The organism is Aeromonas sp. sia0103 (assembly GCF_963895295.1).
Lineage (GTDB): Bacteria > Pseudomonadota > Gammaproteobacteria > Enterobacterales > Aeromonadaceae > Aeromonas > Aeromonas encheleia.
Genome location: NZ_CAWQKG010000011.1, coordinates 897,810 through 919,250, shown reverse-complemented (window position 1 = coordinate 919,250; position 21,441 = coordinate 897,810). Strand labels below are relative to the sequence as shown.

Annotated in this window: 18 protein-coding genes; 4 read left to right on the top strand and 14 right to left on the bottom strand. The window is 62.5% G+C overall.

Annotated features, from left to right (window positions below):
* Positions 1 to 33: 33 nt before the first annotated feature.
* Entirely contained in the window at positions 34 to 1,182 is a 1,149-nt protein-coding gene (locus AACW18_RS06895) for an isochorismate synthase (protein ID WP_256351814.1), read from the bottom strand.
* Between the two features lie 40 nt (positions 1,183 to 1,222).
* Here AACW18_RS06895 and AACW18_RS06890 point away from each other — a divergent pair, with 40 nt between their 5' ends.
* The 3 genes from AACW18_RS06890 to AACW18_RS06880 all read left to right on the top strand — a co-directional run bounded on the left by AACW18_RS06890 (position 1,223) and on the right by AACW18_RS06880 (position 4,202).
* Positions 1,223 to 1,390 carry a hypothetical protein gene (locus tag AACW18_RS06890; RefSeq protein WP_218388180.1) on the top strand — a complete coding sequence of 56 codons (168 nt, stop codon included), beginning with the start codon at positions 1,223 to 1,225 and terminating at the stop codon, positions 1,388 to 1,390.
* Positions 1,391 to 1,519: 129 nt separating this feature from the next.
* Entirely contained in the window at positions 1,520 to 2,071 is a 552-nt protein-coding gene (locus AACW18_RS06885; protein ID WP_042653543.1) for a lipoprotein, read from the top strand.
* Between the two features lie 133 nt (positions 2,072 to 2,204).
* Positions 2,205 to 4,202 carry a hypothetical protein gene (locus tag AACW18_RS06880; protein WP_218388179.1) on the top strand — a complete coding sequence of 666 codons (1,998 nt, stop codon included), beginning with the start codon at positions 2,205 to 2,207 and terminating at the stop codon, positions 4,200 to 4,202.
* Positions 4,203 to 4,265: 63 nt separating this feature from the next.
* Here the strand turns inward: AACW18_RS06880 and glgC are convergent, their stop codons facing one another.
* Complete coding sequence (gene glgC / locus AACW18_RS06875; protein WP_042653541.1) at positions 4,266 to 5,540, bottom strand: glucose-1-phosphate adenylyltransferase; 1,275 nt, start codon at positions 5,538 to 5,540, stop codon at positions 4,266 to 4,268.
* 187 nt (positions 5,541 to 5,727) lie between these two features.
* Here glgC and AACW18_RS06870 point away from each other — a divergent pair, with 187 nt between their 5' ends.
* A complete protein-coding gene (locus tag AACW18_RS06870) occupies positions 5,728 to 7,365 on the top strand; it encodes an EAL domain-containing protein (RefSeq protein ID WP_218388178.1) in 1,638 nt (545 codons plus the stop codon).
* On the opposite strand, the gene AACW18_RS06865 is transcribed toward AACW18_RS06870, so the two are convergent.
* The 12 genes from AACW18_RS06865 to fdhF form a co-directional block, all read right to left on the bottom strand.
* Positions 7,328 to 7,822: a hypothetical protein gene (locus AACW18_RS06865; RefSeq protein WP_042653539.1), complete on the bottom strand. Its 495-nt coding sequence runs from the start codon at positions 7,820 to 7,822 to the stop codon at positions 7,328 to 7,330. The two genes, AACW18_RS06870 and AACW18_RS06865, sit on opposite strands and share 38 nt — an antisense overlap.
* Before the next feature lie 177 nt (positions 7,823 to 7,999).
* Positions 8,000 to 8,362 (bottom strand): DUF2750 domain-containing protein, encoded by a 363-nt coding sequence (locus tag AACW18_RS06860; RefSeq protein ID WP_042653538.1) that lies wholly within the window; start codon positions 8,360 to 8,362, stop codon positions 8,000 to 8,002.
* 294 nt (positions 8,363 to 8,656) lie between these two features.
* Positions 8,657 to 9,961: an inosine/guanosine kinase gene (locus AACW18_RS06855; RefSeq protein WP_042653537.1), complete on the bottom strand. Its 1,305-nt coding sequence runs from the start codon at positions 9,959 to 9,961 to the stop codon at positions 8,657 to 8,659.
* Between the two features lie 186 nt (positions 9,962 to 10,147).
* Positions 10,148 to 10,540 carry an MAPEG family protein gene (locus AACW18_RS06850; protein WP_033130257.1) on the bottom strand — a complete coding sequence of 131 codons (393 nt, stop codon included), beginning with the start codon at positions 10,538 to 10,540 and terminating at the stop codon, positions 10,148 to 10,150.
* A gap of 102 nt (positions 10,541 to 10,642) precedes the next feature.
* Positions 10,643 to 11,617 carry a ferrochelatase gene (gene hemH / locus AACW18_RS06845; protein ID WP_218388177.1) on the bottom strand — a complete coding sequence of 325 codons (975 nt, stop codon included), beginning with the start codon at positions 11,615 to 11,617 and terminating at the stop codon, positions 10,643 to 10,645.
* A gap of 105 nt (positions 11,618 to 11,722) precedes the next feature.
* Entirely contained in the window at positions 11,723 to 12,367 is a 645-nt protein-coding gene (gene adk / locus AACW18_RS06840; RefSeq protein ID WP_042653535.1) for an adenylate kinase, read from the bottom strand.
* A gap of 257 nt (positions 12,368 to 12,624) precedes the next feature.
* Complete coding sequence (gene htpG / locus AACW18_RS06835; RefSeq protein WP_042653534.1) at positions 12,625 to 14,538, bottom strand: molecular chaperone HtpG; 1,914 nt, start codon at positions 14,536 to 14,538, stop codon at positions 12,625 to 12,627.
* A 146-nt stretch (positions 14,539 to 14,684) separates the two neighbouring features.
* Positions 14,685 to 15,287, bottom strand: a complete 603-nt coding sequence (gene recR / locus AACW18_RS06830; RefSeq protein WP_218292320.1) for a recombination mediator RecR — start codon at positions 15,285 to 15,287, stop codon at positions 14,685 to 14,687.
* A 173-nt stretch (positions 15,288 to 15,460) separates the two neighbouring features.
* Positions 15,461 to 16,282, bottom strand: a complete 822-nt coding sequence (gene fdhD, locus AACW18_RS06825; protein ID WP_218388176.1) for a formate dehydrogenase accessory sulfurtransferase FdhD — start codon at positions 16,280 to 16,282, stop codon at positions 15,461 to 15,463.
* Between the two features lie 11 nt (positions 16,283 to 16,293).
* Positions 16,294 to 18,405 (bottom strand): sigma 54-interacting transcriptional regulator, encoded by a 2,112-nt coding sequence (locus AACW18_RS06820; protein WP_218388175.1) that lies wholly within the window; start codon positions 18,403 to 18,405, stop codon positions 16,294 to 16,296.
* A 338-nt stretch (positions 18,406 to 18,743) separates the two neighbouring features.
* Complete coding sequence (locus tag AACW18_RS06815; RefSeq protein ID WP_218388174.1) at positions 18,744 to 19,142, bottom strand: hypothetical protein; 399 nt, start codon at positions 19,140 to 19,142, stop codon at positions 18,744 to 18,746.
* A gap of 82 nt (positions 19,143 to 19,224) precedes the next feature.
* Complete coding sequence (fdhF, locus tag AACW18_RS06810; RefSeq protein WP_218292316.1) at positions 19,225 to 21,369, bottom strand: formate dehydrogenase subunit alpha; 2,145 nt, start codon at positions 21,367 to 21,369, stop codon at positions 19,225 to 19,227.
* Positions 21,370 to 21,441: the final 72 nt, after the last annotated feature.

The following is a 21,441-nucleotide window of genomic DNA, read 5'->3' as shown; positions in this document are numbered from 1 at the left end:
GCCAGCTCGGCAAGCCTGGGCGGTAGTGCTGTTTCATAGCGCCACCTCCGGCTCTAAACCGAGCGCCTTGAGCATGGTGCCCAGCTTGGTGCCGGTCTCGGCCCACTCCATGGCAGGATCCGATCCCGCGACTATGCCGGCGCCGGCGAACAGCTCCACATGGTGGCCATCGAGCACGCCGCAGCGGATCACCACGGCCCACTCGCCGTTGCCCTGGCTGTCACACCAGCCGACGATGCCGCTGAACAGGGCGCGCTGAAACGGCTCCTGCTCGCGAATGAACTGGCGCGCCAGCTCGGTGGGATAGCCGCACAGGGCCGGGGTGGGGTGCAGCTGGCAGGCCAGGGAGAGCACCGAGGCCTGCCCCGCATGCAGCTGACCGGCGATGGGGGTGCCCAGATGCCAGAGGGTGTCCGTGCTCATCAGGGAGGGCTCGGCCGGAATGGCCAGCTCGCGGCAGTGGGGCGCCAGCACCCGACGGATCTCGTCGATCACCAGGCGATGCTCATGCCGATCCTTGCTGGACGCCAGCAGCTTGCGCGCCACCGCCTCATCCTGCAGCGGCTCGCCGTCGCGCTTGGCCGAGCCGGCCAGCGGATGGGTGAAGACGGCGCCCCCACTGACCCGCAGCAGCAGTTCCGGGCTGGCGCCGAGCAGGCGACGGCCCTGCCCCAACGGCAGCGAGAAGTGGAAGGCGTTGGGGTTCTGGGTCATCAAGCGCGCCAGCACCTGCTCGGGATCGGCGGCCTGGCTCAGCTGCAGCTTGAGCTTGCGCGACAGCACCACCTTGGCGAGCGTCCCCTGGGCGAAGGCATCCAGCGCGGCGCTGACCGAGGACTTGAACTCGGCGACGGCCGGCGTGCTGTTGGCCGAGATCACCTGGTTGGCCATGGCGGGCACCGCCTCGGGCGCGCTGCGCTCCCCTCGCTCGTAGCGGCCGGGGACATAGAGACAGGAGGCTTCGGCCGGATCGAAGGCGAAGGCACCGATCAGCAGCGGGTTGGCCTGGCCTGCGTCCTCTGCGACGGCCAGGGCCTGGACTATCTGCCGCTCGAGCAGGGACCATTCACAGGCGGGGGTGCTGATGGGCTGACCCAGGTCATAGGCGCGAAGGGAGCCCTGACCCGAGGTAAACAAGAAATCGGGCGGCGATCCCGTCTGGACGGGCGCGGCATTGGTCATCACAAGAGTATTCACTTTACACCCTCAAAAAAGATTCAAAATGATAATGATTATCAATTTGCTTTTGCGCGGCGGTAAAATACTCGCTTTGAAATCGCTCGGTCAATGGGATTTTTTGTCGATAAAACTGGAGTTTATCTGTGGGTATTGGGCCGATGACGCCAGCGCTGGCCCGCCGGCGCCTGGGTTGGCGACGCTACTCGAATGAAAACAAATTGCCATGCCCATATGGGGGATGCGACAGAAACGGGATGGCGTCGGCCAGGCTGGCGGCCGCCCCGCTTTGCCCCTAAGATGGCGCCATGTCCTGTTGTCACCCGTCGAGATGAAACCATCCATGTTAAAGCACCTGCTTCTGCTCCCCCTCAGCCTGCTGCTGGCGGCCTGCTCGCTCACCCAGTACAACGTCAGCGAGGGCGAGATCAACCAATACCTGAAAGACAGGGTCGCCTTCGAGAAAGAGATAGGGATCCCGGGCATCATGTCGAGCAAGATCCGCCTCGACGATCTGCAGAGCCGCATCGGCCGCAGCCGCGCCGACCGGGTCGAGCTGGATGCCGCTGGCGATCTGCAGGTGGCGAGCCCGCTGGGCAGCCAGCAGATGCGCATTCGCCTCTCCCTCAGCGCCCGCCCCGATTACGTGGCCGAACAGGGCGCCATCTACCTGCGCGATCTCGAGCTCATCTCGGTCAAGACCGAGCCGGCCGATGTGGGGGCCGCCCTCACCCCGCTGCTGCCGACCTTCAACCAGTCGCTCTCCCTGTTCCTCTCCCAGACCCCCATCTATCGGCTCGACAGCAGCCGCCAGAACGAGGCCAGGATCAAGGACAAGGTCGAGGCGCTCAAGGTAGAACCCGGCCGATTAGTGATCCCCTTCAAACTGATGTAAAGCCAGCGCCGCCCCCCTCCCTCGGGGGCGGTTTTTTTCTTCTCAAGCCCCTCGCCTTGCCCCATAATGCACACCATTCTCATTTCGATTCTGAGAAGCGTCATAATAAAATCAAACATATGGTGAAAAGGACATGAGAAAAACCGTACTGGTGCAGGCGATCGCCTGTGCACTGCTCAGCGGCGCCGCACACGCCGCCGTCAAGGTAGAAGACAAGACATTCAACACCGCCGCCAGCATGCTGGCCTACACCGAATTCGAGCTCTCCGGTGAGCCGCTGGCCGAGGCGCTGGGGCTGGATCTGGACGTGCTGGATGCCAACCGCGACGATGAGCCGACTCCGTTCGACTTCGCCACCGGCATCGAATCCTATGAATACTCCGAAGAAGCCATGTATGCCCTGAACTATCAGTCCGGCATGGGCCCGCATCTGGTGAACGGGCCGCAGAACCTGGCCCGCGGCGGCACCCTGGCCGATCTGGGCAAGCGGGTGCTGGCCATGGCCGAGGCGGTCGGTTTCCCGGCTGACGAAGTGCCGCAAGGCATGTATCCCCTCTCCCTGCCCTACGCCTCCGCCAATCCTGAGTTTGCGCAAGGGGTGAACACCACTCCGGTCAATGGCGATCAGCTCACCATCAAGACTGCCAAGGGCACCGAGAAAGCGGTCAAGACCCAGGTGCCCGCCTACTTCCGTGACTACGCCACCCTGCGCTGGAGCGGCTCCGACAGCCTGCTGAACCCGGCGGCCGTGGGCGGCATCCTGCTCAAGGAAGTGATGTGGTCCCAGGACTTCCTCGGCGGCATGCACGTGGCCGAGAGCGATGAAGAGGTGGAGGCGGCCTCCGCCACCATGGATCAGGATGGCAAGCACAAGCTCGGCGTCTCCGCCGCCGACGGCTTCAACGGCATGATGCTGACCGAGCAGTCCATCGACAAGCTGGCCATCTTGCAGGGCCAGCTCGGCTTCGACGGCAAGCAGCTGGGTGCCAGGATCACACCGCAATATGACCCCGCCAAGGGCATCGTCTACTTCCCTAATCAGGTGAAAGTGACCGAAACCAGCAAGAATGAGGTCGGCGCCATCGGCAAGCTGGAGGTCGTGGATGGCTCTGCCCAGCTGCGCGATGCCTGGATGCTGCTGTGGCCCCTGTCCGAGTTCTACGCCTTCACCGATCAGCGCAGCGCCAACACCAACCAGAACCCGGCCTTCCACGCCGTGTTTGACGGTGCCCCCTTCGCCGCCGCACCGGCCGCCAACAAGGGCAACGAGGCCGCCAAGCAGGTCGCGGGCGAGGATGCCTTCTCCCTGGCCCTCAACCTCTCCAACCTGACCTTCAAGAACCTCAATGCCCTGCATTTCGAGCCTAAGGCCGGTACCCTGGTCGACAGCTGGCAGGACGGCAAACAGGGCAAGCACGTCACCACCTTCGACGCCGCTTACACCCTGGTCGCCCTGCAGATCTTCCAGCGGGCCCAGGATGCCCTGCCGGTCGGCTACGCCGCCGGTGACAACGGCGAGCTGAACCTGAAAACCGCGCAAGGTCAGCAGGCGCTCGCGCTCATCCGCAAGCAGGCCGACTTCATCCTGGCGCAGCTCAAGGGCAAGAACGGTCTGGTCCATGACGGTCTGACCCTGGGTGGCCAGCCGGATGCGGGTCAATCCATCGAGGCGCAGTTTGCCGCCATCCGTGGCCTGACGGCGGCCTTCCTGGCCACCTCGGATGCCAAGTACCGCAGCGCCGCGCGCGCGCTGTTCATCGCGACCGACAAGGCGTTCTTCAACGCCAAGGCCGGCACCTGGCTGGCAGGCAAACAGGGCACCTACACCCCCTGGACCCAGGCCGCCATCTCGGGTGCCCTGCGCTCCGCCATGCTGAACCTGCGCAACGAAGGCGCGGAGAAAGCCCCCGAGCTGGAACTGGCGCAGCTGACCCAGCGTTACGTGAGCTGGTTCCGCGGCACCGTCAACGGCGGCATGCAGATGGCCGAGTGGATCGGTGACTCCGGTGAGAACGTCATCGACGGCGCCGGCAAGGACACCGACGAAGACGGCGTGCCTCAGGTCACCGCCGCCGGTGGCAAGCACGGCACCGCCATGGTGATGGCAGGCAAGGCCATCGTCAGCGAATGAGTCAGCCCTGACCCATGAAAAAGGGAGCCTTCAAGGCTCCCTTTTTATTTGTCTGCGAACTAATCAGTCGAGCTTGGCCAGCATCTCCTTGGTCACCAGCACTATGCCCTGCTCCGAGCGGTAGAAGCGGCGGATATCCTCATCGGCATTCTCCCCTACCACCAGGCCGTCGGGCAGCACACAGCCCTTGTCCACCACCACCCGGCGCAGTCGGCAACCGGCGCCGATCTCGACCCCGGGGAAGATGATCGCCTGATCCAGGGTGCAGAAGGAGTGCACCCGCACATGGGTGAACAGCACGGAGTTCAGCACGAAGGAGCCGCTGACGATGGATCCCCCCGCGAACATGGAGTTGATGGTCATGCCGTGCTGACCGTTCCTGTCCTGCACGAACTTGGCGGGCGGGGTCATGGTCTGGCTGGTCCAGATGGGCCAGTTCTCGTCATAGATGTCGAGTTCGGGCACCACTGAGGCGAGATCCATGTTCGCCTCCCAGAACGAATCCAGGGTCCCCACGTCGCGCCAGTAGGGTTTCTGCCCCTCCTTGGCCCCGACACAGGACATGGTGAAGGGGTGCGCAAAGGCCTTGCCCTCCCCCACGATGCGCGGGATCACGTCCATGCCGAAGTCATGCTTGGACTCCTGATTGTGGATGTCCTCCTCCAGCAGCTGATACAGGTACTCCGCCTCGAAGATGTAGATCCCCATGGAGGCCAGGGAGACCTGATCGTTGCCCGGCATGGCGGGCGGATTGGCCGGCTTCTCCACGAAGGCGCGGATCTTGCGATGCTCGTCGATGTCCATGACCCCGAAGGCAGACGCCTCGGCCCGCGGCACCTCGATGCAGGCCACCGTCACCTTGGCGCCGAGGCGCACGTGATCGAGCAGCATGGCGGCATAGTCCATCTTGTAGATGTGATCCCCCGCCAGCACCACTATGTACTTGGGGCCGTAGTCGCGGATGATGTCGACGTTCTGGTAGATGGCGTCGGCGGTGCCGCGATACCAGTGCACCTCGTCCACCCGCTGCTGGGCGGGCAGCAGGTCGATGAACTCGTTCATCTGGTAACGCAGGAAGGACCAACCGGATTGCAGGTGACGCAGCAGGCTGTGGGACTTGTACTGGGTAACCACACCCACCCGGCGGATGCCGGAGTTGATGCAGTTGGAGAGTACGAAGTCGATGATGCGGAACTTGCCGCCGAAATGAACCGCCGGCTTGGCGCGGTTGTCGGTCAGCTGCTTCAAGCGGCTGCCGCGTCCCCCTGCGAGCACCAAGGCCATACTCTGGTTCAACAATTGCCGTGCTTTGGCAGTATTTTCGGGTTCTAGCAACATAATTACCTCGGCCTTGTTGGAGCTGTTTTCAACCCATCTTCGCCTTTTTTACGGGTTGTGAAAGTGTTTTCACTCACATTTAGTCGCTTTCCACCGGCGCTTTTCCAGGAGTTGCGTGAGTACTCATGCTTTGTCCCGCCAGCTTGGTTAGAATTTAGCCATCACAGACATCATCAAGGATGACACGATGTTGAATAAGTTCGAGGGGAACCTGCTGCTGGTCAGCGCCATGGTCTGCATGCCCCTGCTGCTGCTGCAAGGGATCTGGCTCGCCCCCCCGGTCCCGCCACTCACCCTGCTGCTGGTCATGGCCACCACTGTCATCGCCCTTGCCTTGCTGTTCCTGCTCATCCGTGCCGTGCACAAGGCGGATAAAACGAGGCAGGAGCAACGCTGGCTGCTGGCGCTGCAACAGCAGGATCCCGAGCTGCTGGAGAGTCCGCAGGCACAAGCGGCACTGCGCCAGCTGCTGGTCTCTTTCAGTGAAGCCGAACTCGATGCCCACCGCCAGATCAGCGAGCTGCACAACCAGGCCACCCAGGACGAGATGACCCGCTTGCGCAATCGCCACGCGTTCCGGCGCGATCTGACCGAGCTGCTGCAACAGGAGGATACCCAGACCGCGATCCTAGTGCTGATCCGCGCCACCGAGCTTGGCAAGCTCAACGCCCAGCGTGGCTTCCAGTCCGGCGATGCCTACATCAAGGACATCGCCAACCTCATCACCCACACGGTGAGCCGCTTCCCCGGCCATCAGGTCTACCGCATCTCGGGGGCCGACTTCGCCGTGCTGGTGCCGCCGGTCGCCAACATACCGCCGCACCTGCTGGGGCGGGATCTCAAGCTCGCCTTCGATCACTATCAGCGGCAACACGGGCTGGAGAGCGCGGCCTATTCGGGGATGACCCGGCTGAGCAGCGAGCAGAAGATAGAGGCTATCCTGGCACGGGCCGATCTGGCGCTGGCACGCGCCCAGACGGAGGCGGTCAACGGCTGGGCCATCCAGCAGAATGACGACGTGGTCGAGTTGCAGGGTCAGCGTCACTGGACCCAGGTGCTGACCGATCTGATGGAGCAGGAGCATGTCAGCTTCACCTGCCAGCCCATCATGCCCCTGCACCCCGGCATGCTCGCCTACCACGACATCTACGCCCGCTTCAGCAGCGTCGATGGCACTGTGCTGCCCAGCGATACCCTGCTCGCCATGGCCCAGCGCCTGGACATGGTGATGCGGCTTGAGCAGATGGTGATCCTGAACATCATGCGCCAGTACCGGGCCTTCGGCAGCCACAACGGCCGCTGGGGCATCGGCCTCTCGGGCAACCTGCTGCAGAACAGCACCTTCCTCATCTGGCTCGATCACCAGTTGCAGAAAGATCCCAACACCAGCGCCAACCTGGTGTTCGAGCTGGACGAGGAGCAGCTGGAGCGCAACTTGACGGGGGCCAGACGGCTGTTCGATCTCCTCAGGCGCCACGGCAGCCGCTCCGCCATCTGCAACTTCGGCAAGGGGATAGGCTCGTTCAGCCTGTTTCGCGAGCTCAAACCCGATTACATCAAGCTGGATCCCGCCCTCATCACCGAGCTGGAGCAGGATCTCACCAACCAGCAGTTCGTGCGGATGATCGTCGATGTGTCCCATCGCATGGGCTGTCTGGTGATCGCAGAGGGGGTGGAGCAGCTCGCTCAGAAGCAGCTGCTGCAAGGCATGTATGTGGACGGGCTGCAGGGCTATCTGATCGCCAAGCCCCAGGAGCTGAGGCCGGACATCGGCCAGCTCGGGTTGTTTACTGAGGACGCTTCAACTTCAGCAAGGTCAGAATGATGTCGTTGAGCTGGCGGTAGCGCTCCAGCTCCTTCTGATCGTAGCGGGTCGCCAGCATGGTCGGATTGTGGCGATTCTTGAGGTAGCGGTTGATCTGCAGGCGATTGAAACCGGCCACCCGATACACCTGTCCCAACAGGGCGTTGAGCTCATCGTCCGCCAAGCCGGCCCGGGTCAGGTAATCCTCCTGGGCCGGACTCTCCAACTGGCAACTCTGCTTGTCGATGTGGCCAGTCTCCTGCAGGTAGGCGAGCCACTGCTCGACATAGAGCGGCTTGCAACCGGCCAGCAGATTGAAGAAGCCCACCGCATCACAGCGGCAGCCGGTGAGCAGCACCAGCGCCAGCTCATCGCTGTCGCAGCTGAAGGTGACGGGCCCGCTCTGGCCCCAGTCCAGCGCCTGCACGCGGATCTCGGCCCGTGCTCCCGCTCGTCCGCTCACGTCGAATACAAACATGGCACCTCCCTTCTGGCAAAGGATTGATGATGGCTCATAGCGCCGTCAGCGCCAAGCCAAATCGCCTTTTCATTCAATATTCTGCAATGCGGGCCATAAAAAAAACCGACAGCCTCGCGGCTATCGGTTCTGGTGGCATTCCATGGTCCCGGGTGCGGGCCATCAATGCAGAACTGTTCAGGCATCCAGCTCGATCAGGGCCTTGGCCAGCTCGATGGGTTCGAGCTCCTGGCCTTCCAGATCGGCGTTCCAGTTCGGGCCGACCAGCACGTCGTCCTCGTCCAGATCGTTGATCCAGATGTCGAGGAACTCTTCCAGCTCGATCACCTCAGGCTCGTAGTCAGCCCACTCGTCCACGCAGTGGCGACGGGCATCGGCCTCGGCGGACCAGAGCGGCATCACGTCGGCGTCTTCGAACTCGGCAGAGCGGCAGACCACCCAGTCTTCACCGTAGCGCAGACCCCACACCTGACCCGACTCGCGGACTTCTTCGATAAACAGCTGGAAATTGGCGTCAAGATTGTCAGTTAGTTTGCTCATGGGGGTCTCTCTCCTGCAGGCGGTGTCGGCCAATGCTGGCCAATAATGGGGCTGATGGTGTCCCAAAAGCCCCGCAGACTCAAGCCTTATCCCCAAAAAGGAGGGGATCAGGCCCATAGGGTACGATATTGGGCGATCCGGGCCCTCAACATGTGGCCGGCGTGGGCGAGATGGCCCGCCGCCTGCCCGATCAGCCGGTGCCGGGCCGGGGTATTCGCCGCCAGAAAATGCTGCCGCCACGACATGCATCAAGGCGCCCGCAGGCGCCTTGGTCTTCTTCAGCAAAAGCCGCGATCAACGCTCCCAGTACACCTCTTCCAGGCTGTCTTCCTTCTCGGGCAGACCGCGGGAGAGGCGCGGGCTGCTCTGGGCCAGCACCTCGTAGCTGACCCGGTTGGCGTACTTGCACACCTGGGCCAGGGAGGAGTAGGTGAGGAACTCGGACATGTGCTTGGCGGAGTTCGGCACATTCATGCGGTGATAGGCGTTGGCCACCATGTCGTGCAGCACGGCAGACAGGGCGCCATCCCCCGCGCCATTGGTGTTCTTGATCTTCTCAGGCCCGCCCATGTAAGGGGAGATGTGGGAGTAGATGCGCGCCGGCTTGCGGCACTTGGCACGGGCCATGGGGCGGCTGAACTCATACATGTTGAACTCGGGGATGACCCCGGGCAGCAGGGTATGGGTGGTCTCGCGCTTGTAGTCCTCCTCGGTGTAGCTCGCCATGTAGAGGCCGATGGGGCCAGCGGTGCAGAGCACCATGTCGGCCCAGTCGAGAGCCTTGTCGGCGGCGCCGAGGGGATCCTTGATCCCGGTCAGGGCCTCGCCCTCGTCCTCGTTCATCGCCAGCACCGTCACGTTCTCGGCGATGAAGTCGCGCCACCACTGGGGATTGTCGGCGATGACGAAACGGGTGCCCAGGGTCAGCACCACAGGCACCCCGGCCTCGCGGGCGTAGCGCACCGCGCTCATGGCGGCCTCTTTCATGGGGTCGCCATCGTCACCGCGCACCAGGTAGGCGGTGATCACCAGGGCGGAGGCCCCCTTGATCACCTCTTCCGGCACATGGTGCACATCCAGCTGGTTCATCTTGCCGGCGTTGATGCCGAAGCTGCGCTCGCCACACTCGGTGATGAAGGTGAAGCAGCGACCGACCGGGCCGTCGACCGGTTGCAGGTAGTCCAGGTTGACGCGGGAGGAGGTGTTGCACAGATAGCGGTAGGCGTAGCTGCCGATGCGGATGTCCTGGCTCATCACCCCGAGCAGGATGGAGTGGGAATCGGCCAGCACCGAGTAGTTGTGCATGGTGTTGCCAATGGTGCCACCAGCGAACTCACTCACCACCATGTTGTTGGTCTTGAGCTCTTCGTAGACCCGCTCGGCCACGTCATCGCTGATCACCACCGAGTGGCCCTTGCTCAGGCCATAACGGTTCAGGAAGTCCTCGTCCACATGCGCTTCGATGTCCACCAGGGTCTGATCGATGCCCACTACATAGGCCTTGCCCAGTTCGGTGAGCAGGGGATTCTGCGGGATCAGGGGATCACGCCTGTCGACCGGGAAGTAGTGTTTGGACTTGCGCTGACCGGGAAATTTCATGGCAATGTTCTGTGCTCTGGGGGGAAGAGGGGCGGGATTTTAACACAATCCGCCTCGCCGAAAAGTCGCCCGATTAAAATATGGGGTCAGTATAGACAAGGGCTGGCGAGGCAAACGTTTGATCTTGGAGCCAAAAAAAACCACCTCGCGGGGAGGTGGTGTTTCGCTGTCTGCCGGGGCCAGGCCTCAGCCGAATGACAATCCCTGCACCAGGGCCAGCACCGAGAAGATCCCAAGCGACAACCAGAAGCACAGGGTGCCAAACAGCCGGGGCTTGTTCGGTGCCTCGGGCAGCTGGATGCCGATGGCGTGCAGTATCCGCCCCACCAGCAGCAGCGAGCCGCCGAGGTGCAGCCAGAAGGCGCCGACCCCGGCCAGCTCGCACAGGGCCATCAGCAGCAGAGTGAGCGGCACGTACTCGGCGAAGTTGCCGTGGGCTCGGATCGCCGCCAGCATCTCGGGCGCGTCCCCTGCCCCTATCTTGACCCTGAACTGGCGCCGACGCTTGACCACCCAGCAGGAGAGCAGCAGGAACAAAAGCCCCAAGAGGCCGGCGTAGATCAGCGTGATATGCATCATCATGACACTCCTTATCGTTGGACCCTGAAAGCAATGTGGCTCATGCCAGCTCGCGGCAAATAATGGGCGACACCATCAGCCGTGCGCGACATGGAGCTGTCATCATGCCAGCTCGCGGCAGATGAGCGACACCATCATGCGGATATGGGCCTGATCGCTGTTGAGCGCCGGAATGTAGTGGAACTGCTCTCCGCCCCCATCGATGAAGAGGGCGCGGTTCTCGACCTGGATCTCCTCCAGGGTCTCGAGGCAATCGGCCGAGAACGCCGGGCAGATCACATCGAGCCGCTTGATCCCCTGGCCGGCCAGCGCCGTGATGGTGGCATCGGTATAAGGCTTGAGCCACTCCTGCTTGCCGAAGCGGGACTGGAAACTGGCGCTCCACTGCTCGGGGGCCAGACCCAGCGCCTCGGCCAGCAGGGTCGCGGTGCGGCGGCACTGGTGACCATAGGGATCCCCCTCGTCCTCGCAGCGCTGGGGGATGCCGTGGAACGACATCAGCAGGTGCTCACCCTGGCCCTGCTGCTCCCACTGGCGGCGCACGCTCATGGCGAGCGCCTGAATGTATTCGGGGTGATTATGGTAATCACGGATGAGGCGCATCACCGGCAGGTGGCGCTCGCTTTTCATCACACTGGCCCAGCCGTCGAACACCGCGGCCGTGGTGCTGGCGGCGTACTGCGGGTAGAGCGGCAGCAGTATCACCCGGTTGACCCCCTGCGCCTTGAGCGCCTGCCAGCCATCGCTGAGCGAGGGGCTGCCATAGGTCATGGCGAGCACCACGGGCACCTCGACCCCTTCGCGCTTGAGCTCCTGCTCCAGGGCATCGCGTTGGCGCTGGCTGATGGCCATCAGCGGTGAGCCCTGCTCGGTCCAGATCTGCTGGTAGAGCTTGGCAACCCTGGGGGCACGGAACGGCAGTATGGCGAAGGTGAGCAGCGGCGACCACAGCAGGCGGGGTATCTCGACCACCCGCGGGTCCTGGAGGAACTGGCTGAGGAAGGCCTTGACGGCCGCCGTGGTCGGTGCGGCTGGCGTCCCCAGATTGACTAGCAAGATCCCGGTTTTCGTGGTCACGTTAGCTTCCTGTCGTTCTATTTTTGTCGTTCTTGTTTTAATGCAATAAAGGGCCCTGGATGGACCCTTTCTTCAGGCTGTCTTGTCAACCGACAATGGGCAGACTTAGCCCAGGATGGCCGCCAGCTGCTGGCTGACGACGTCCACCGGCTGGGTGCCGTCGATCTTGACGTAACGGGTGTTGCCCGCTTCCGCTTCCTTGCCGTAGAAACCGATCAGCGGCGCTGTCTGCTGGTGGTAGACATCCAGACGCTTGCGCACCGTGGTCTCTTCGTCGTCGGCACGGATCACCAGATCCTCGCCGGTCACGTCATCCTTGCCTTCCACTTTCGGCGGGTTGAACACCAGGTGGTAGGTACGACCGGAGCCGGAGTGAACACGGCGACCGCTCATGCGCTTGACGATCTCTTCGTCCGGCACCGCGAATTCCAGTACGAAGTCCACCACCACACCGGCTTCCTTCATGGCTTGCGCCTGGGGAATGGTGCGGGGGAAGCCGTCCAGCAAGAAGCCGTTGGCGCAATCCGGTTGGGCGATACGCTCTTTGACCAGGCCGATGATGATGTCGTCGGAGACGAGCTGACCTGCGTCCATCACGGCCTTGGCCTTGAGGCCCAGCTCGGTGCCCGCCTTGATCGCCGCACGCAGCATGTCGCCGGTGGAGATCTGCGGAATACCGTGTTTTTCCATGATGAACTGAGCCTGGGTACCTTTACCGGCACCCGGTGCTCCCAACAGAACAATGCGCATACACGCTCCTAATTGATTGGTTATTCAATTCTTGAGAAGGCAAAAAACTACACGGTTTCGCCCGTTTTAACAAGCTTGCCCCGTGTGAGTGCCCACATTATCACCATGTGTACGCGCTGGCGATGCGACTTAAGGCGCAGGGCCGGCACACAAAAAGTGATTGAAAATGCAGCAATCCATCAACTGGCGAGGCGCTCGCCCCATCGGCAGCGAGTGCCCAATAAAAAGGCCCACTGCATCACAGTGGGCCTGCGCCATCACGCCTGGAGTAGCAGACGGTTGACTCGAGACACGAAGCTGGCCGGGTCATTGAGACCGCCCTGCTCAGCCAGCTGGGCCTGCTCGTGCAGCAGGCTGACCCACTCACCGAACAGATTGTCGTCGGTGATGGTGTCGAGCTTCTTCACCAGCGCATGGTCCGGGTTGAGCTCCAGGATGTACTTCTGCTCGGGGACCGGCTGGCCGGCTGCGCGCATCAGCTTGATCATCTGGGTGCTCATGCCGTGGTCGTCGGTGACGATGCAGGACGGTGAGTCGGTCAGACGGTGGGTGACACGCACCTCTTTCACCGCCTCGCCGAGGCTGCTCTTGACCCGCTCAACCAGACCGGCATTGGCCTTCTCGGCCTCCTCCTGCGCCTGCTTGGCCGCCTCGTCTTCCAGCTCGCCCAGGTCCAGCTCGCCACGGGTGACTGAGACCAGCTGCTTGCCGTCGAACTCGGTGAGGTGGCTCATCAGCCACTCGTCCACCCGCTCCCACATCAGCAGCACTTCGACGCCCTTCTTGCGGAAGATCTCGAGGTGCGGGCTGTTCTTGGCCGCGGCGAAGCTGTCGGCGGTGATGTAGTAAATCTTCTGCTGGCCTTCCTTCATGCGGCCAACGTAATCCTCAAGGGAGACGGTCTGGGCTTCGCCCTCGCCGGCGGTGCTGGCGAAGCGCAGCAGCTTGGCGATCTCCTCGCGGTTCGCGTAATCCTCGGCCGGGCCCTCTTTGAGCACGTTGCCGAACTCGCTCCAGAACTTGGCGTACTTCTCGCCGTCATCCTTGGCCAGCTTGTTGAGCATGGTCAGGACGCGCTTGGAGCAAGCCTTGCGCAGGGAGGCGGTGACCTTGTTGTCCTGCAGGATCTCGCGGCTGACGTTGAGCGGCAGATCGTTGGAATCCAGCACCCCTTTCACGAAGCGCAGGTAGGTCGGCATAAACTGCTCGGCGTCATCCATGATGAAGACGCGTTGCACGTAGAGCTTCAGGCCGTGCTTCTGCTCGCGGTTGTAGAGGTCGAACGGCGCGCGGGCCGGCACGTAGAGCAGGCTGGTGTACTCCTGCGCCCCTTCCACCCGGTTGTGACCCCACAGCAGCGGATCCTCGAAGTCGTGGGCGACGTGCTTGTAGAACTCCTGGTACTCCTCATCCTTGATGTCCTTCGGATTGCGGGTCCAGAGTGCGGTGGCGCGGTTGACCTGCTCCCACTCGCCCGGGGTGCCGACGATGGTTTCACCGTCTTCTTCCCGATCCGGGGTGCCTTCCTTGTACATCTCCACCGGCACCGAGATATGGTCGGAATACTTGGCGACCACGGCGCGCAGGCGCCAGTCGTCCAGGAACTCTTCTTCCTCGGCACGCAGGTGCAGGATGACGTCGGTGCCGCGACCCTCTTTGGTCACGTCGGCGACGGTGAAGGAGCCTTCACCTTCCGATTCCCACTGCACGCCCTGGCTCGGCTCGGTGCCGGCGGCGCGGGAGATCACGGTCACCTTGTCGGCGACGATGAAGGCGGAGTAGAAGCCGACCCCGAACTGACCGATCAGCTGGGAGTCCTTGCCCTGATCGCCGGACAGGTGCTTGAAGAAGTCGGCGGTGCCGGACTTGGCGATGGTGCCAAGGTGCTCGATCACCTGATCCCGGGTCATGCCGATGCCGTTATCCGAGATGGTCAGGGTCTTGTTCTCTTTGTCCACCACCAGGCGCACGCGCAGCTGGCCGTCGTTTTCGAACAAAGAGGCATCGGAAAGCGCCTTGAAGCGCAGCTTGTCCGCCGCATCTGAGGCGTTGGAAATAAGCTCGCGCAGGAATACTTCTTTGTTGGAGTAGAGGCTGTGAGCCATCAGGCTCAGCAGTTGTTTGACTTCGGTTTGAAAGCCGTGGGTTTCGGCGTGAACACTTTGGGTCATCGACCAATCCTCAAAACGTCGGTTGAACAGATTCCCAACCTAGATGGGGCTGGCCCACCAAATATCAAGGGGCGAGTGTGCAATCTTGCTCACTCGCCCCTCATTACGGCATCAAACGCCGGTTTTTTGGCCGACTCCCAGACCGGTTATTTCAGCCGCTGCCGCCCCATCAGGGAATGGGACAGGGTGGTGCCATCCACCAGCTCCAGCTCGCCCCCCACCGGCACGCCGTGGGCGATTCGGCTCACCTCGACGCCGGCGGCGCGGGCCATGTCGGCGATGTACCAGGCTGTGGCGTCCCCCTCTATGGTGGGGTTGGTGGCCAGGATCAGCTCGCTGATGGACTCATCCTTCAGACGGCGCTCCAGGATCTCGAGCCCCAGCTCCTCCGGCCCTATGCCATCGAGCGGTGACAGGTGCCCCATCAGCACGAAGTAGCGGCCGGAGAACTGGCCGGTGTGTTCGATGGCGGCCACGTCCGCCGGGCTCTCCACCACGCACAGCAGGCCGCTCTCCTCGCGCTTGGGATTGGCGCAGATCTCGCAGCGATCGTTCTCGGTGAAGGTGCGGCAATGGCTGCAGTGACCTATCTCGGTCAGCGCCCGATTGAGCAGCTGGGCCAGGCGCAGGCCGCCGCTGCGCTCGCGCTCGAGCAGGGTGAACGCCATGCGCTGGGCCGACTTGGGGCCGACGCCCGGCAGCACCTGCAGCGCCTTCATCATCTCATCGAGCAGGGGACTGAATTTCATGGGATATCCTTTGAAGCCGCGTCGAATGGGCAGAGGCCGTGACCGCTGGCGGGCGGGCACAGGCTCGGCCATCCGAACCTATCTTGTTGGCGCAGGACTATACCCGAGCCGGCCCCGAGCGCCAATCACCTGACGAGACGGGGCCGACGAAACGGGGGAGCTGTTTGTGCGGCTTAGTCCAGGCTGATGCGCTGGCGACCGCTGTAGATCTCGGCCCGGCCGGGGCGACAGAAGCCCACCAAGGTGAGGCCGGTCTGCTCCGCCCGCTCCACCGCGAGCTCGGTGGCCGCCGAGATGGCGAGCAGGATCTCGATGCCGGCGCTGGCGCATTTTTGCACCATCTCGAAGCTGGCGCGGCTGGTCACCAGGATGGCGCCATCGCGCCGACCGCTGCGGCACAGTTGGCCCACCAGCTTGTCGAGCGCGATGTGGCGGCCCACGTCCTCGCGAATGGCCAGGATGTTGCCCGCCGCATCCAGGTGCACGGCGGCATGGGTGGCGCCTGTGCTCTGCCCCAACAGCTGCAGGGGGCGCAGGGTCTCCAGCACCTTGTCGATCAGGGTCACCTCGAGGCGCTGGCTGTCGGGCAGTCGCGGCAGGGTCCGCACCACCTGATCCAGGCTCTCGCTGCCGCAGATGCCGCAGCCGGTGCGGCCGGTCAGGGTGCGGCGCATCTCTTTGAGGCGATGGACGCAGCGATTGGCCAGGGTGACATGCACCTCGATGCCCTGACAGCTGGCGACCTGCTCGATGTCGTGGATGTCCTGCAGGCTGTCGATGATCCCCTCGGACAGCGAGAAGCCGATGGCGAAATCCTCCAGCTCGGTGGGACTGCACATCATCACGGTGTGGGCGATGCCGTTGTAGACCAGCGCCACCGGGGTTTCGCAGGGCAGCAGCATGGCGCTGTCCGTGGTGACGCCACGCCGCTGATAGTGGACCACCTCGCGCCGCGCGCACAGCTCGTGCAGCGGGGTTTCGGTATCTGACAACATCTGGGTGCCCCTTAGTCGAGGATCTGGGGGGCTTTCGCCGAGATACCGAGCCGCTTCATCTTCGACAGCAGGGTGGTGCGCTTCATGCCGAGCCGCTGGGCGGCGCCCCGCTCCCCGGCGACGATGCCGTTGCACTCGCGCAGGGTGTCGATGATGCGCTGGCGCTCATCCCCCTCGTCAGACTGGCCCTGGCTCTCCCGGAACAGGGTCGGCGCCGGCTCGTCATAGACCAGGGTCTCAATCTTGTGGTAGCCCTTGAGCGGCATCAGCTCGTCGGGGGAGAGGTTGAGCACATGGCCGCGGGTCATCACCACGGCCCGCTCTATGATGTTCTCCAGCTCGCGGATGTTGCCGTACCAGGGCAAGGAGACCAGCATCTTCATGGCATCGGCCGGGATCGAGGTGATGTTGCGCCGCATCCGCCTGGCGATCTTCTTGATGAAGAAGTTGACCAAGAGCGGTATGTCCTCGCGCCGCTCGCGCAGGGGCGGCAGCTCGATGGGGAAGACGTTGAGCCGGTAGTAGAGATCGCTGCGAAAGCGCTTGTTCTTGACCATGGAGAGCAGGTCGCAGTTGGTGGCCGCCACCAGCCGCACATCGATGGCGATGGGGTTGCTGTTGCCGACCCGCTCCAGCTCGTGCTCCTGCAGCACCCGCAGCAGCTTGGGTTGCAGGTCGAGCGGCATGTCCCCCACCTCGTCGAGGAAGAGGGTGCCCTTGTGGGCCCGCTCGAAGCGGCCGATGCGCTGGGTCAGGGCGCCGGTGAAGGCCCCCTTCTCGTGGCCGAACAGGTCGCTCTCGATGAGGCCGGTGGGGATGGCGGCGCAGTTGACCTTCACCATCTCCTGCTCGCGGCGGGCACTCAGCCGATGAATGGCCTGGGCGATCAGCTCCTTGCCGGTGCCTGTCTCCCCCAGGATCAGCACCGAGCAGTCGCTCTGGGCCACCAGCCTCACCTTCTCCAGCACCGCCTCCATGGCGGCGCTCTGGTAGATGATGTTGGCAAAGTCGGCGCTGGACGGCAGCTCGGCGACCCTGATGGTCTTCTCCTTAGCGCCGTTGGTGTTGGAGATCTCCTGCTGCGCCTGCACGTTGTTCATGGCAATCGCCGTGCGCGCCGCCACCTGCTCCAGCAGGGAGATGTCGATGTCGGCGAAGAAGTCCGCCTGGGGATGGGACAGGATCAGCACCCCCAGCAGGTTGCCGCGATAACGCAGCGGCAGTATGCAGGAGCTGTCCGCATCGGCCGGCAGGATCTGGGAGGTGAAGCGGCAGCTCGCGTTGCAGCCGTGGCCCTGCTCCCGGTAGATGAAGAAGGGCTCGCTGTGGCCGAGGGCCCCCTGCAGGCAGTTCTTCTCGAAGCAGGAGTGGTTGATGATGCCGGGCGCATCGCAGGCCTGCTGATTGACCAGATAGCTCTTGAAGCTGTCGGAGGTGGCGTTGTACTCCGCCAGGCAGAGGCTGCTGATGGAGAAGTGGTGCTGCAGTATGGTGAACAGGCTCCTCGGCAGCTCGGCGATGCGCACCAACTTGATCACCGCGTTGGTGACGTCCACCAGGATCTTGCAGCTGTCGCGCTCGAGGCGCAGGGAGTTGGCCTGCTCCAGGGTGCGCTCCTTGTCCAGCACGTTCTCCAGCGCGATGGCGACGATAGCCGCGAGCTGGGTCAGCTTGGCCAGGGTCTCCATCGGGAAGGCGTTCGCCTCGGTGCTGATGAACTCGATGCCGCCCAGGTGGCTGCGGGCCGTGGTAATGGGCAACTGGCAGTAGGATTGCAAGCCGTCGTAGACAGGGGTGCTGGCGAGCTTGGCGCAGCGATTCATGAAGCGGGCCGCCGGCAGTATGATGGCCTGCTCCTTGGAGAAATGCAGATCGGCCTTGTGACAGATCAGGTGCTGTGGCCCCTGCCCCCCTATGAAGTAGCAGACCGCCTCCTCCCCGGTGCCCAGGTTGAGGATCAGGTTGACCCGGGTCACGCCACCGAAGCAGGCATCGATCCGGTTCAGCTTCTTGATGAAATCATCCAGGGTGACGGCGGAGAGCAGGTTCTTGGAGAGAGAGAGAAAGCCGTCATCCCAGATGGGTGAGATGTCGGTCAACGGAATGGCACTCACATTCAGCATTCTGGCCTCACGTTACATCTATATGGGCAAAAGATTGCGGGCACATTGCGGTCAGCAACGACGGTAAACAACAGGTCAGCCAACTCCGTCAGATGTTATAATTAATTTTTAAAAAATTAACGCTTAATTATAAAAACTAACATATCTAGAAATAGCATCGCGCTGGTGTTCGCATAATAAAGTAGCCCCGCCATCATTACAACCAAGCGGCCTTGGGCAATATTCATCAGCCGTCGTAGCTATTTATTGGCAATCATCAATATATCGCCATCATGAATGTGGTAAGCGGCCGGCCCTGGCCGGATGATTCCCGTTCCCAACCCCTGCCGTCGTCGCCCTCAGGAGGAGCTCAGCTGGTAGTTGTGGAGCTTGAGGCCGCCGAAGATGAAGCCGGCCGAGAGCAGCTGAAAGGTCACCAATAACCCACTGATATTATCGGATATTTCTTCAGATACCACCTGGTGACTCAGGTAGACCATCAACGCAACCAGGCCCATCAGCAGGCTGTTGATCAGGGTGGTGGAGAGGAAGGCGATGAGCCAGGCCACCTGCACGCTCAGTGACGCCAGCACGGCCCCCATGGCGATCCGCGCGGCGATGAAACAGCCGAAGAAACCAAAGCCCAGCAAGAATATCAATTCGTCGTACCACAGATAGCAGCCGACCCCCAATAACATCACCAATAAATAGGCGGAAACGTAAAAAATCCCAAACGAGACATTTAATTCATTTTTCATGATGGACACCTGCCCGCTGAAAAAAGGATGAGGGGATCCGGGCCCTGTGAACAGAGCCTGGATCCACTTTATTTAACGCTGATTAGCCTTTGGCGGCGCTGCGCAATTTCGCCTTGAGTGCACTGTATTCAGTCTGGACATAATTCTCCGCCTCAGGCTGATTCTCAATACGCTCAATTTTCACCGCGCAGTACTTGTACTCTGGGGTGTAGGAGACCGGGTCCACGTGCTCTATGGTGAGCTCGTTGCAGGCCCCGATCCACCACTGGTAGGTCATGTAGACCACACCGGCGTTGACCCTGTCGTTGTAGTTCGCCCTGGTGATCACCTTGCCGCGCCGGGACGAGATCCAGACCAGCGCCTGATCCTTCACCCCGAGCTTTTGCGCATCGCTCGGGTGGATCTGCACATAGCCAGGCTCATCGGCCAGGGTCTGCAGCGCCGAGCAGTTGCCGGTCATGGAGCGGCAGGAGTAGTGACCCACCTCCCGCACGGTGGAGAGCACCAGCGGGTAATCCGCACAGGGCTGCTCCAGCGGCGGCCGCCACTCGGAGGCGATCAGCTGCCCCTTGCCGCTCGGGGTGGTGAACACATTGCCCTCGAACAGGGTGCTGGTGCCCGGGTGATCCTCGGTCGGGCAGGGCCACTGCACACTCTTGAGATCCGCCATCTTGTCGTAGCTGACCCCGGTATAGAGCGGGCAGAGCGCGCGCATCTCGTCCCAGATCTGCTGGGTGTCGCGATACTCCATGGGATACCCCATGGCGCTGGCCATCAGCGAGAAGATCGCCCAGTCCGGCTTCACGTTGTCAGGGGGCGTGACCGCCTTGTAGAAGCGCTGGAAGCCGCGATCCGCCGAGCTGTAGACCCCCTCGTGCTCGCCCCAACTGGTGGCGGGCAGGATGACGTCGGCCATCTCGGCGGTCTGGGTCATGAAGATGTCCTGCACTATCACCAGCTCCATGCCACCCAGGGTGCGCCTGAACTGGGCCAGATCCGCCTCGGTCTGGGCCGGATCTTCGCCGAAGATGTAGAAGGCCTTGCACTTGCCCTCCTCCACCTTGTGGCTGAGTTCGGTCAAGCGATAACCCGGTTTCTGGGACAGCGATTCCACGCCCCACGCCTTGGCAAACTTGGCGCTGATGGCGGGATCGGCCACGGACTGATAGCCCGGGAACTGGTGCGGCAGCATCCCCATGTCGCAGGTGCCCTGCACGTTGTTCTGACCGCGCACCGGGCCGCAGCCGGTGCCGCGACGACCGAAGTTGCCGGTCAGCAGGGCCAGCCCCGCCAAGCCTTTCACCACGTCCACCGCCTGACCGTACTGGGTCACGCCCATGCCCCACAGGATCATGGAGGCGGGCGACTCGGCATAGGTGCGAATGGCCGCGCGGATATCCGCCGCCTTGAGGCCGGTGATCTCCTCCACGTATTCCGGGGTGTACTTGGCCACGGTGGCCTTGAAGGTATCGAAACCTTCGGTGTAGTTGGCGACGAACGCCTTGTCGTAGAGCCCCTCGGCGATCAGCACGTTGGCGAAGGCATTGACCAGCGCCATATTGGAGCCGTTTTTCAGCGGCAGCCACTGATCGGCGATACGGGCGGTTTCCACCATGCGCGGATCACAGACGATCACCTTGGCACCCTTGGCTTTCGCCTTGAGGATGTGGCGCGCCACTATGGGATGGGAGTCAGCAGCATTGTAACCAAACACCAGCAGGCACTTGGTCTCTTGAATTTCGGGAATGGCGTTGCTCATGGCGCCGTTACCTACAGTTGTCTCCAGACCGGAGACTGAGGGTGCGTGTCACACCCTCGCGCAGTGATCGACGTTGTTCGTCCCAATCACGGCGCGGGCAAATTTTTGCATCACATAGTTGGCTTCGTTGCCGGGACCGCGGGCGGAGCCTGTGGTCATGATGGCGTCGGCACCGTATTTGGCCTTGATGGCGGAGAGGCGGCTGCTGGCAAAGCCGATGGCCTCATCCCAGGAGACGGCTTCGAGCTTGCCACCCCGCTCGCGGCGGATCATCGGGTTCTTGAGGCGGGGGGTCAGCAGGTTGGTGTCGTTGAGGAAATCCCAACCGTAGTAACCCTTGAGGCAGAGCTGCCCCTCGTTGGTCCGGCCGTTGGCGCCTTCGGCCCCCACCACCTTGTCGTTTTCAACCAGCAGGTTGATCTTGCAACCGGTGCCGCAATAGGGGCAGACGGTAATGACTTTTTTCATGAGTCGCACTCTTGTTTGTTAACGATAAACGGCGGGATGGCGGCCCAGTGAGCACCATCCTCCGGCTCTGGG